This window comes from Acetobacterium carbinolicum (genome assembly GCF_047456275.1).
In the GTDB taxonomy this organism is placed as follows: Bacteria; Bacillota; Clostridia; order Eubacteriales; family Eubacteriaceae; genus Acetobacterium; species Acetobacterium carbinolicum.
The window spans coordinates 3,697,902-3,710,808 of the sequence record NZ_CP173357.1; the positions used below are offsets into that span (position 1 = coordinate 3,697,902).

Annotated in this window: 9 protein-coding genes; all 9 read right to left on the bottom strand. The window is 44.2% G+C overall.

The features are described 5' to 3' along the window. Positions 1 to 187: 187 nt before the first annotated feature. Positions 188 to 1,954, bottom strand: coding sequence for an ABC transporter ATP-binding protein (locus tag ACIZ62_RS17145; RefSeq protein WP_414150740.1), 1,767 nt, complete (start codon positions 1,952 to 1,954; stop codon positions 188 to 190). A gap of 1 nt (position 1,955) precedes the next feature. Beyond that, positions 1,956 to 3,677, bottom strand: coding sequence for an ABC transporter ATP-binding protein (locus tag ACIZ62_RS17150; RefSeq protein ID WP_414150741.1), 1,722 nt, complete (start codon positions 3,675 to 3,677; stop codon positions 1,956 to 1,958). A gap of 162 nt (positions 3,678 to 3,839) precedes the next feature. Continuing rightward, positions 3,840 to 5,153 (bottom strand): alkaline phosphatase family protein, encoded by a 1,314-nt coding sequence (locus ACIZ62_RS17155; RefSeq protein WP_111888784.1) that lies wholly within the window; start codon positions 5,151 to 5,153, stop codon positions 3,840 to 3,842. A gap of 8 nt (positions 5,154 to 5,161) precedes the next feature. Continuing rightward, the gene (locus tag ACIZ62_RS17160; RefSeq protein ID WP_111889776.1) at positions 5,162 to 6,412 is read right to left on the bottom strand and encodes an MFS transporter; all 1,251 of its coding nucleotides are present in this window, start codon (positions 6,410 to 6,412) and stop codon (positions 5,162 to 5,164) included. 124 nt (positions 6,413 to 6,536) lie between these two features. Continuing rightward, positions 6,537 to 6,998: a methylated-DNA--[protein]-cysteine S-methyltransferase gene (locus ACIZ62_RS17165; protein ID WP_414150742.1), complete on the bottom strand. Its 462-nt coding sequence runs from the start codon at positions 6,996 to 6,998 to the stop codon at positions 6,537 to 6,539. Positions 6,999 to 7,094: 96 nt separating this feature from the next. Beyond that, complete coding sequence (locus ACIZ62_RS17170) at positions 7,095 to 8,078, bottom strand: linear amide C-N hydrolase (protein ID WP_414150743.1); 984 nt, start codon at positions 8,076 to 8,078, stop codon at positions 7,095 to 7,097. A gap of 210 nt (positions 8,079 to 8,288) precedes the next feature. Then, positions 8,289 to 9,641, bottom strand: coding sequence for a sodium-dependent transporter (locus ACIZ62_RS17175; protein WP_111888781.1), 1,353 nt, complete (start codon positions 9,639 to 9,641; stop codon positions 8,289 to 8,291). 321 nt (positions 9,642 to 9,962) lie between these two features. Next, on the bottom strand, positions 9,963 to 10,469 hold the full coding sequence (gene nrdG / locus ACIZ62_RS17180) for an anaerobic ribonucleoside-triphosphate reductase activating protein (protein WP_414150744.1): 507 nt from the start codon (positions 10,467 to 10,469) through the stop codon (positions 9,963 to 9,965). Then, positions 10,466 to 12,826, bottom strand: coding sequence for an anaerobic ribonucleoside triphosphate reductase (locus ACIZ62_RS17185; RefSeq protein ID WP_414151874.1), 2,361 nt, complete (start codon positions 12,824 to 12,826; stop codon positions 10,466 to 10,468). The genes nrdG and ACIZ62_RS17185 overlap by 4 nt, the downstream gene beginning before the upstream one ends. Positions 12,827 to 12,907 lie beyond the last annotated feature (81 nt).

Sequence of the window (12,907 nt, forward strand, 5' to 3'; positions counted from 1 at the left end):
ATTCGTCAGTGAATCGATATAATTATTTTGAATTCACTCTTAATTGTTTTTTATTCCCATATAGCCCGTTATATTCCTTCTTATTATACACTCTTTTATGAGTGCTTATGTTTTATCTTTCTCGGGACATTTTCAAAAATACTTGACACAAAATCTGTAAAAAGTTAAACCTGAACAACCATCTGATTTATTCAAACTGCGCCTGATACATCTGCCAATAACTGCCGCCCTTCGCCATCAGTTCTTCGTGGGTTCCCTGTTCCACCACATCACCCTGATCCACTACCAGAATCAAGTCAGCATTCTGGATCGTTGACAACCGATGAGCAATGACAAAACAGGTTTTATCTTTCATCAGATGACGCATGGCCTCCTGGATCTTTTTCTCGGTGCGAGTATCGACGTTGGAAGTGGCCTCATCGAGGATCAGCATTTTGGCATTTAACAACATCGCCCGAGCAATCGTCAAGAGCTGCTTCTGGCCCTTGGAAATATTGGTTCCTTCATCACTCAAAATAGTTTCATAGCCATGGGGCAGATGCTCAATAAACGAATGAATGCGGGCAGCTTTGGCCGCCTGCACCACCTCGGCCATTGTGGCATTCTCTTTACCATAAGTCAGGTTTTCATAAATCGTACCATGAAAAATCCAGGTATCTTGAAGCACCATAGCAAAGGATTTTCTCAGACTGTCCCGGGTCAGTTCCTGGACCTCATTACCATCGACATAAATATTCCCGGCGTCAGTATCATAAAAGCGCATCAACAGATTAATAATGGTGGTTTTCCCGGCCCCGGTCGGGCCGACGATGGCAATCAGCTTGCCCGCCTCTACCTGCAAGCTGAGATTTTTAATAATTACCTGATTGGCATCATAGCTAAACCGGACATCTTTAAGAACAATATCACCATTTACATTGGTCAGTGCTGTCATTTTTTTTGTATCTCTGGCCTCTGACCGTTCATTTAGCAAAGCAAAGACCCGTTCAGCCGCTGCCAGGGACGACTGTAGATCGTTCATGATATTGGCCATCTCATTAATGGGTCCGGAAAACTTTCGGGAGTACAACACAAAGGAAGAAATCTGCCCAATCGACATCGCTCCGGCCAGATATAATAGTGCACCAAAGACACTGATGCAGGCCAAAGACAGGTTGTTAATAAAATTAATGGTGGGAAAAATCATACTGCCGTAGTATTCGGCCTGATAATAAGCCTCTACCGCTTCTTTATTCTTAATATTGAATTTCTCAATGGTATGCTCTTCCTGGTCATAAATTTTCAAGGTCTTTTGGCCCGACACCATTTCCTCTACAAAGCCATTGAGCTCCCCCAATTTTCGGGATCGCCGACTAAAAAGGGGCCGGGTTTTTTTAACCAGGTAACGGGACATAAAGATCGATGCCGGTACGGTAAAAGCAAAAACAAGCACCAATTTAGGCGAAATCGCCAGCATCATCAAAAATGAACCCAGGACGGTGATAACTGCTGAGGCTACCTGAATCAGGTCGCTGGAAATCGAACTATTGACCGTATCAATGTCATAGGTAATCCGGCTGATAACGTCGCCAGTCTGATGCAGATCAAAATACCCCACCGGCAGATCCATCAGCTTATTAAAGACATCCTTGCGCATCGCATAGGTAACCTGACGGCTGACCCGGATCATCAGCACTTCCAGAATATAGGTCAGTCCGGCTGAGCCGATATAAAAAATGACCATCCAGAAGGCGTAATAAAACACCTGCGAAAAATTGACCTGACCGGTTCCCAGTTCGATGGCATCAATGGCGTAACCCGAAAGCAATGGCCCCACCAGTGCCAGGAGGTTACTTCCAATGGTTAAGGTAATGGCCGCAAACAACCGCCATTTATAGCGCATCAGATAGCCGCCCAACTGGATCAGGGTACCTTTGCGGTTTTGCGGTTTCTCAAATTTTTGTGATCGTCTCATCTCAGGACACCCCCATCTGGGAATGACTGATTTCCCGATAAACGTCACAGCTTTTCATCAGATGCTTATGCTTGCCATAGCCGATGATCTCACCGTTTTCAAGCACCAGAATATGATCGGCATGGCGGATCGAACTAACCCGCTGAGCCACAATAATAATCGTGGTATCATCAAAATTTTCCTTGATGGATTTGCGAAAAGCCGCATCTGTTTGATAGTCCAAGGCACTCGATGAATCATCTAACACCAGTATTTCCGGCCGCGAAGCCAGTGCTCGGGCGATCAGAATCCGTTGCTTTTGACCGCCACTGAGGTTGGCACCTTTGATAGTCAGCTGTTCGCAGGACTTACCTGATTTTTCATCCACAAATTCTTTGGCACCGGCACAATCAATCGCTGCTGTAACGGCGTCTTTAGAGAGATTTCTGCCCAGATCGATGTTTTCCTCAATGGTGGCTTCAAAGATCATATCATTCTGAAAGGCCACCCCGAACTTTTGATGCAATTCCCGGGGATCCATCGTTCTAACGTCACGACCATCGATGAGAATCATCCCCTCGTCCACATCATAAAGCCGCATCAACAGGTTCAGCAGGGTCGTTTTGCCAGCACCAGTTTCACCGATAATTCCCAAAGTTTCCCCTTTGGCCAGTGCAAAAGAAATATTGCTCAGATTAGGTTCCTCTTTATTATACGAAAAGGAGACCTCTTTAAATTCCACAAAAACGTCCATTTTGTTCGTTTTAATCACTTCGGCTACTTCCTGAACTTTTAGTGCATCCACACTATCTAACGCCTGGATAATCCGATCTGCCGAAGCTGTGGCCTTTGGCCACATTTCAAACATTCTGGAAATGGCTACAACGGCATGAAGAATAATCGTAAAATAGGTCATAAAAGCCAGAATGATCCCCACTTCTGAGGTACCATTATTGACACCATAAGCCCCCATTACCACGACCCCAACCAAGCCCATATTCAGACAGATATTCATGGCTGGCGAAATCACCGCTACCGTCATCCGGGCTTTTTTCTCCCGGTTTACGACATCGGTATTAATGGCATCAAACCGTTTTTTCTCATAGTCTGTTTTAGACAGGGCCTTAATCACCCGGATGCCATTGATATCTTCTCTGACCACTCTGACAAAGCCGTCAAACGCCTTTTGCAGTCCAGCAAAAAGCGGCATGCTTTTTCTCGAAACCAGGGTAATCAATACCGCCATAATGGGCATAATGCCAATTAGTACCGTCGCCAAAACCGGGTCCAGGGTCATCGTGATAATGATACCACCAACCAGCATAATCGGTGCCCGAACCCCCAGCCTTTGGATGCGGATAATCATCTGGTGAATGATGTAGGTGTCGGATGTTAACCGCGAAATTACCGACGGCTTGGTTAGCGTATCCATTTGGTGATTGGAAAAATACATAATCTTGGCAAATAGATCATGCCGAATCACCTCGGTGGCATCACTGGCCACCCTGGCCGCCATACGATTGGCAATAATGTTAAAGACCAGCCCGATGATCGCACAGACCACCATCACAGCGCCCCAATAAAATATCGGCAACCATTCATTTAACGGGATCACCTGATCAATAATCGTGGCCAGAATTGAGGGAATAATCAAATCCATGATCGAACCGGTAAATTTAAAGAATACCCCAAAGGCCATCCGGCCATAATAGGGTTTTAAATATTCTGTAATGATTCGTTTCATGTTCTACCTCCCCTCTATTTTTTATGCTTATTTGCTACACTTTTATTATTGTAAGCTTTTTTTTAAGAAAATTCATCTGATTTTTTGCATTCGACAAACAAAAAAGCAACCCCATGATTCGGCGGCTGCTTTTTTATGATACCGATACGATATCGGGACGCTTCAGAACCCGGATTCTTGATCCTGAAAAATTTCGTTTAATGGTCGGCCATCACCCTTAAAAAAATCAATCCCCAGACTCCTTGCCATTGTTGGTGCGATATCGACCATTTGAATTTCACCTAACTGAAAGTTACTTTTTATCCGTGCGCCGGAGGCCACGAAAACGCACCGGTAACCCTGTTGATCGGGCTTATCCGGCAAATAACCATGGGTTGCCTGCTCATCTTTTGATGCGTCCATCGCCTCAATAACCGGACCTTCCAGATCGTCCTCAAAACAGTAGCCGATTTTCGCTTCCAGCATATAAGAAACGGAGTCTTCGGCATGATACTGACCCAGTTCCTTTCGGTTATATAGTTTTTCAATTCCAAAACAGTCCTCGCAAATGGCCTGATTTAGAATCGCCACTGCCATTTTCTCGGCTTCGCTGTCATTTTTGCGCAAATGCAGATAAGCTGCGCCCCCAGCCCCCTGGATATAGGCCCGCCATTGCATTTTTTTGTTTTCTTCAAAAATAAGGCCTTTTTCTTTTAATAAGGCATTGAGCTTTATCTTATAGTGAACATTAATCTGTCCATGATCCCCCAGCACAAGAAAGGTCGTATTCTCTTTGATCCCCGCTTCTTCGACTGCCTGAATGAGATCGCCCAACCTTTTATCCATCCGGATGATGGCTTCTTTTACTTCCGGACTGTCGGTACCATGCTGATGCTTTGCGTCATCCAGGTCAATGAGGTGCATTAGCAGTAAATTGGGTTTCTTTTTTTTAATCGTATCCACCGCGCACAGGGTTGTAAAATCATCCAGATATGGTTGTTTGAAGCCTTTTCTAAAGCGTCCAAATTTCTTTTCCAGGTCGAGGCAATAAAGTGGACTGCCGTTTCTTAAAATTTTCAGCACCTGGTTTTCCTTTTTAATGGCCCGGATCTCGGGCAAGTTATAATCAATGGCCGTTCTACCCGTCACCGGCCAAAGGATTCCGGCTGATTTAAGATGATGCTTTTTTAAGCAATCATAAATCGCCGGCACCTTGATTTCATTTTTATACCAAAACCAGCGCTGCTCCGCTTCCTTTTCAAATGGCTGAAAAGGATTATTATGATAGATTCCGTGTTTGTCGGGATAGACTCCGGTTACCATGGTCGTATGAACGACATAGGTCAGGGTCGGATAAACACTTTTTAATTGAGTACTATAAGCACCGTCTTTGATCAGTTTTGATAAATTGGGAAGCCTGCTTGCTTGTTCCCAGTTATCCTGTGAAAAGGCATCGTAAGAGATGACCATTAAATAGTTTGATTTTCCTGGGCCCATCTTTAAATTCACTCCATGACGTTATAACCTTGCTGTGGGTCTCTTGGCAAGGTTATAAAAATAATAAATCCGATCACAAACAAAGGGATAATTCCCAGTATACTCAGTCGGGCGTTGCCGGTCAGCGTTGTTGTCAGTGCCATGATCGCCGGTCCCACAATGGCTGAAAATTTACCAAAAATATTATAGAAGCCGAAAAATTCATTGGATTTTTCCTTGGGAACAATCTTGGCATAATAAGACCGGCTCAAGGCCTGAATGCCGCCCTGAGCGGAACCAATCATCGCCCCGAGAATAAAGACATGTCCGATCGAAGTGATAAAAATGGCCGCGATACAGGCCACAATATAGGTCATAATACCAACAATGATCATGGTGCTGGTTGAAAATCGTTTGGCCAGGTTACCATAAAGAATCGCACAGGGGAAGGCAATAATCTGGATAATCAGCAGGATTCCCAGTAACGTGACGGTATCTAGTGAATCCTTCCCGAGGATTGCAGTAGCATAAGGCACTACCATTTTGATGATCGTATCGACCCCATCGATATAAAAAAAATATGCTGCCAAAAAGATAAAAACCGTTTTATGATTTCGGATATTCTTAAAAGTATTCGCTAGCCGCTTAAAACTATTGACGATTGGCCGGGGTTCAGGTTCAATATAATGCCGTTGCTTTACATCTCTAATCATCGGGATAGTAAACAGTCCCCACCAAAGTGCCGTGACGATAAACCCGATCTGATAGCCAATCGCCTGGTCCATGCCCAGCAGAAGGATTAGTGCCAGGCTGATGCCAAACGGAATCACACTGGCGATATAGCCAAAAGCAAAACCTACTGAAGAAACCCGATCCATCCGTTCATTGCTGGTAACGTCCACGATAAAGGCATCATAAAAGATATTCGCACCGGAAAAACCAATAGCCGACAAAACAAAGAAAAAAATCAGCACCTGCCACTGTCCACTTGAAGGTGGCACAAAGGCAAGAGCGGCCGTTGCAAAAATCCCCAGCAACGTAAAGAATACAAAAAAACGCTTCTTCTTGTCCTTATAATCGGCAATGGTACCCAAAATTGGGCTAAGTACCGCAACTAAGATACTGGCAATCGAATTAAAATACCCCAGGTCCATACTGCTTTGAACATTTTCAAACATTCCAAATACAATTGGAAGTAAAGCCGTCGTTACCGCCATTGAATAGGCGGAGTTCCCACAATCGACCAAAATCCACGAAAATTCTTCTTTGCTTAATTTCAAAATGATCATCCTCCGTTGTTTTATTGCTATAAATCATCTGCAAATAAATCTGCTTAGACGTGAATTTATATCAAATTGCAATAAACTACAAGAATAACTCTGTTAAAAGCACTTTAAAATTGCGTTATTTTTGTTTTTCCAATGCCAGCAACCGCCTTTTTATTTCCAGCCCACCGCCATACCCCACCAGACTTCCATCGGCACCAATTACTCGGTGACAGGGAATAATAATGGAGATGGGGTTTTTATTATTGGCGCCGCCCACTGCCCGGCAGGCTTTCTCGTTACCGATGGCCAAGGCGATGTCTTTGTAGCTGACGACCGCCCCATAGGGAATATCCTGGAGGGCTTTCCAGACCTTTTGCTGAAAGTCGGTGCCTTGAGGAGAAAAGGGCAGATCGAAACGCTTACGCGTCCCGGCGAAATATTCCTGGAGTTCCAAAACCGCTTTTTTGAGCAAGGGTGTTTCCGTGCAATTAACGCCTTCTGGCAATACCTCGCTAAAAATTAGCCGAGTAACGGCACTACCATTCTCAATCAGAACAATTTTCCCCAATGGGGTTTGATAACAAAAGCCCTTTTCCATTTTTTCTTCCTTTTCTATCTCAACATGCTTAAAACACTAACGAACAGCATCCTATCCGTGTCACCATTGTTTATCCTTGTCATAACCGTTTGTTTTTTAGTTCAATTGATGGTATTGCTGTTTCTTTGTAATACCCCAGACCCTTGGTTGCGCGGCTTCAAAATTTTCATTAAAAAGGCAAGCCCGGGCGATCTGGTTGTTATCGTAAGTTTTAAAGTAATAGGAACCCGTATTGCAAACCATACAAGCGGTGTATTGGGTAAAATCGATTCCCTCATCGGTGATAACACTTCCTTTGGGTATATCAACTGATGCCAAAATATGAAAGGCGGCGTTAATGCACTCTTCTTCCGTTTCAATAGGATTAATGGCTTCTCTTCCAAACAATGCCCGCAAAAATCGGGAAGGAGGTGTGTAATCTCCGGGCAAGCCAAAGGTTCCCGAACCCCCGCCAAAGGGATTGAATGTCATACCATTTAACTGAATTGGTCCTGTTTTATTTGGCGAAACGCCAATATAATTGCGAATGTTCGTTAAGTGCCAATTGAAGTCAGGACTGTTCGTCATCACCCCCAGAGGATTTTCATAGATGATGATACCATCCTTCGTTGGTTCAATCACCAACGTATTCCCTTTCTTATCAGTAATTATCCAGTGCAGTGGGGTAATTACATTCATAAGCTTAAGCGGCGTACTAACGATATTTAACTGGGGAATTGCCGCTTTCACTTCTTCAAGTGTCGAAAAATTGGTTAACAACCATCCAACGATTTCATGAGGAGCAAGGTTGGTTTTCTTAGGGATGACAGAATCGTTGTACTCCGCATAGCCTGGAAAGTATAAACTGGCACAGGATAGACCCGCTTCATTAAGGCCATCGGCAAAAAGATAGGTGCCTAAATTTCGACCGATTCCCATCATCGCATATTTGACTGATCTTACTGTTTGATCCACCTCAGACACTAACGAAAACTTCCTTGGCAGGAAAATCAGCTCAGGGTCTAATAAAAAAGCGAAATCCATGGTTCTGGCAAGCGTATTAATCTGATTTGTGGTCATTAAGGTGAGGCTCGTACACATTAAGAATTACCTTCTTTCTACTTTTTAATTATTATATCTGCTTTTGCAACAATAGTAAATGTTTAAACGCTCAACATAGCAAATCCATGACAAATAATTTTCGCCTTAAAAATAGATACTTAACAACTTCGTTTAATCACGCCACGATAAAGGCGGTTGACATTTGCACATGACACGGGGACGTTTTGTTTATGCTGTTCATTTACCACATCAATATTTAATCACACCCATCGCCTCTAAGATTGAGCTGATCAAAATACCAATAATACATAGCGGTGCAATGTATTTGACCATGATGATAAAGAGCTTTTCGCGTTTAAAAGGTGAAGACAACTTGACTTCATCGGTGATGATCTTTGTTTCCAGAACATGCCCAACAAGGATGCAGGTGAAAAAGGCACCAATCGGCATGAGAATAGAGTTCGTGATAAAATCAAAGAAATCCAGAAAGTTGAACCCAAAAATAAGCACCTCACTCCATACCCCTTGTCCCAATGAAGATGGTATCCCAATCAGAACTGCCAGCACCGCAACGATAAGCACGCCCTTCTTACGTTCCCACTTAAACTGATCACAGGCACTTGCTACTACCGCTTCCATCAGCGAAATGGAAGATGTCAGCGCGGCAAACAACACCAATAAAAAGAAGACACCACCCATAACATTTCCAAAACCCATGGTTTCAAACACCTTGGGCAGCGTGACAAACATCAAGCCTGGTCCCTTACTAAGGGCTGCGGGATCTCCTCCTGAAAAAGCAAAAACTGCTGGGATGATCATAAATCCGGCCAATATGGCAATACCTGCATCAAACATTTCGATTTGCTTAACCGAAACTTCCAGGTCTTCTTTTTTACTGAGGTATGAACCATAGGTGACCATAATCCCCATCGCCAGCGATAATGAGTAAAACATCTGTCCCATGGCCGCTAAAACGGCCTGAAAGCTGAAGTTTGCCAAATCCGGGTAAAGAAAGTACCATACCCCGTCCATGGCCCCAGGCTGCATAATCGAATAGACCGACAAAAAAACTGACATTACAATCAGTATCGGCATCAGTATCTTACTGGCTTTCTCAATACCATCCTTAACTCCTCTGATCACCACGAAGGTGGTCGCCAGAACAAAAATTGATTGCCAGATAATCGGTTCAAAGGGTTTTGCGATATAGTTCGAAAAATAATCGGCACCGGTTGTTGCCATGCCACCCCCGGTTACAAAAACGGCAAAATATTTGATTACCCATCCCCCGATTACACTGTAATAGGGAAAAATCAGAAACGCTACCAATGAGGCAATAATCCCCACAAAACTAAACCGTTTATCGAGTGCTCGATAGGCTCCCATGGGGCTAAGCTGGGTTTTTCGACCAATCGCCAATTCTGCTGTCATAATTGCAAACCCCAGAGTTACCACAAAAATCAGGTAAATTACCAGAAAGAGTCCTCCACCATATTTAGCCGCTAAATAGGGAAATCGCCAGATATTTCCCAGCCCCACTGCCGATCCGGCCGCTGCCAATACAAACCCGATTTTACTTGAAAACTCACTGCGTTTATTCACACCATTTCCTCCACTTGTTTCTATTTTAATTTATTTCATCCAAATTTTTCCTCAATCGTTTTACAATCGATTCCAAATTAATCCGCACCTTTACTATTTTAACCGTTTTATTATTTTTTTCCACTACTATTTTTTTTATTGAACAAATGCTGTTTATGACTTTGAACCTATTTTGTTAAAAGTGACCACTAACGTAGATACGCTTTAACTGTCTTGGGTATTCATATCTGCTCTCTTTGCCGCTTTAGTGATTGCCCGCAAAAAAAAGCAACCGCTGAAAATGCGATTGCTTTTTTTATTGTTTTTGATTATTCTTTATTTCTAGCTGATCTCACTAAGCGTCAGTCTATTGTCCCGACGGGACTTATTCACATCAATGATCCGCTGGTTTTTCGATCCTCTGAATTTAAGCATCAGGCTCTTCTTTTTTACTTCAAACTTTCCATCAACCAGCAGATCGGTGTTTTCCAGTAAGCAGAGCCGTCTGGCATCTTTTTTCTCTAGTAGGGTTTCATAGGTGTACCCGGTATAAGTCATCACATGATACCCCAGTTCTTTTGATCGTTTGGCCAATTCACAAAAGGCCTCTGGTTGTTCAAAGGGTTCGCCACCACTTAGGGTAATGCCATCAAGTAGCGGGTTCTTTCTCATTTCATCGATGATAGCATCCACGTCCACCAGGTTACCCCCGTTAGAATCATGGGTCGCCGGGTTATGACAACCCTCACACTGGTGCGGACATCCCTGAGCAAAAACCACAAAGCGGATGCCTGGTCCATCGACAATGGATTCTTTGACCACTCCGGCGATTCTTACTTTTTTACTCATTGCAATTGCTCCATTGCTTCACCAGTAGCAATCTGCTCAGCAGCATTAAAATGTTTGATCCGATCTCTAACTTCCGCTTTTTTAGCATCGTTAAAACGGTTCAGAGTGCCCACCAGATAACCGGTGATTCGGCGAATGCGTTCAAATTTCTGCTCTCCTTCTGACCGACCGCAACTCGGGCAAACATCCCCGATAATTCCAGTATAGCCGCAAACCGGATCCCGGTCCACCGGATGGTTAATGGAACCATAGCCAATACCGGCTTCCTTCATCGCTCGGACCACCTTTTCAAAGGCCTCCAGATTGTCCATCGGGTCGCCATCCATTTCCACATAGGTAATGTGCCCAGCATTGGTAAGCTCATGATAAGGTGCTTCCAGTCTGATTTTGTCGTAAGCACTGGTTCCATAGTAAACCGGGATGTGGAAAGAGTTGGTGTAGTATTCCCGGTCGGTTACACCCGGGATATCGCCAAAAATAGTTTTATCCAGCTTGACAAATCGTCCGGCGGTACCTTCTGCCGGCGTGCCCAGCAGGGTAAAGTTCATCTGATAGTGCTGGCTGGTTTCATCCATTCGCTTTCGCATGTGGCCCACAATTGCCAGCCCCAGTTCCTGGACTTCTTGCGCTTGCCCATGGTGCTTTCCGGTTAAAACGACAAGGCATTCCGCCAGGCCAATAAAGCCCATACTCAGGGTCCCATGTTTGAGCACTTCCCGGATTTCCATCTCTTCAGTAAGATCATCGGAATCAATCCAAACCCCCTGTCCCATCAAAAAGGGAAAATTTTTGACCTTTTTATGGGCCTGAATTTCAAATCGTTCCAGTAATTGATCAATAACCAAATCAATTTTTTTATCCAGCTCAATAAAAAACAGTTCTTTGTCTCCTTGACTATTTAAGGCAATACGGGGCAGATTAATGGTGGTGAAGCTCAGGTTCCCGCGGCCATAGGTGATTTCCCGATTGGTATCATGGACATTTCCAATCACCCGGGTGCGGCAGCCCATATAGGCTATTTCTGTTTCCGGTTGACCTTCTTTGTAATACTTCAGGTTGTAGGGTGCATCCAGAAAGGAGAAATTGGGAAACAATCGCTTGGCACTAACCCGGCAGGCCAATTTGAACAAATCATAATTGGGGTCCCAGGGATTATAGTTCACCCCTTCTTTGACCTTAAAAATATGAATCGGAAAGATCGGCGTCTCCCCATTGCCCAGACCAGCCTCAGTAGCCAGCAACAGGTTTTTTACCACCAACCGCCCTTCGATAGAACTATCCATACCATAATTAATCGAACTAAAGGGAATTTGGGCCCCGGCTCGGCTGTGCATCGTGTTCAGGTTATGGACAAACGCTTCCATTGACTGATAGACACTCCGGTCGATTTCCCGCTCGGCATTTTCCATTGCAAAGCCTTGCACCCGGTTAATGACATTGGCGTCAACAATCCATTGGGCCAGGCTCCGGGCTTCTGCTTCTTGATAACCTTTGGGTTGATTTAATTCGGGTCTTAACCCCAGTTTCTTTTCGATGTCCGTGCCGATGGCTTTAACCTTTGCTAAGGCATTCTTTGTCTCTGTTAATAAGGTTAAGGCCTTGGCAAGGTTCTCCTGATAAAGCCGGACAAAGGTTTTTTTTACCCCCGGAACCATGGCATAGTCAAAATTGGGAATGCTCTGTCCGCCATGCTGATCATTCTGGTTCGACTGGATGGCAATGCAGGCCAGAGCCGAATAGCTTTGAATATCATTGGGTTCGCGCAGATGTCCATGGCCAGTAGAAAAACCATTTTTAAACAGCTTTTCCAAATCAATCTGAGTGCAGGTCGTCGTCAGGGTTAGAAAGTCCATATCATGAATGTGAATTTCACCGGCTTTATGAGCGGCTGAATGCTCAGGATTTAAGACAAACATTTCATAAAACTGCTTGGCGCCCTCTGACCCGTACTTCAGCATCGTGCCCATAGCGGTGTCCCCGTCAATATTAGCATTTTCTCGTTTTACATCATTATCCTTAGCATCCTTGAAGGTCAGGTCTTCATATATTTTCATCAGCCGGGTATCCATCTCTCGAATTCGGGTTCGTTCAGCCCGATATAGAATATACTCCTTGGCCGTTTTGGCGTGTCCGGTTTCAATCAGGATTTTTTCCACCGCATCCTGAATTTCTTCCACTGTTGGCGTATTCGTATTCATTTCCTGCTCAATATAAATGGTAACCCGCTCGGCCAGATCCATGGCCGTCTGATAATTCTGGCCGCCGATTTCACTGGCCGCCTTGAAAATAGCGTTGGCAATTTTTTCAATGTTAAACGGGGCTTCTCGTCCGTCTCTTTTTCTAATTTTTGTAATCATTCTGGTCGTTTCCTTCTTTCCTGCTAGTCTTTTTGTTGTTTTAGGCATGCAAAAACCCCTCAACGGCGTGGTCAAGAGGCA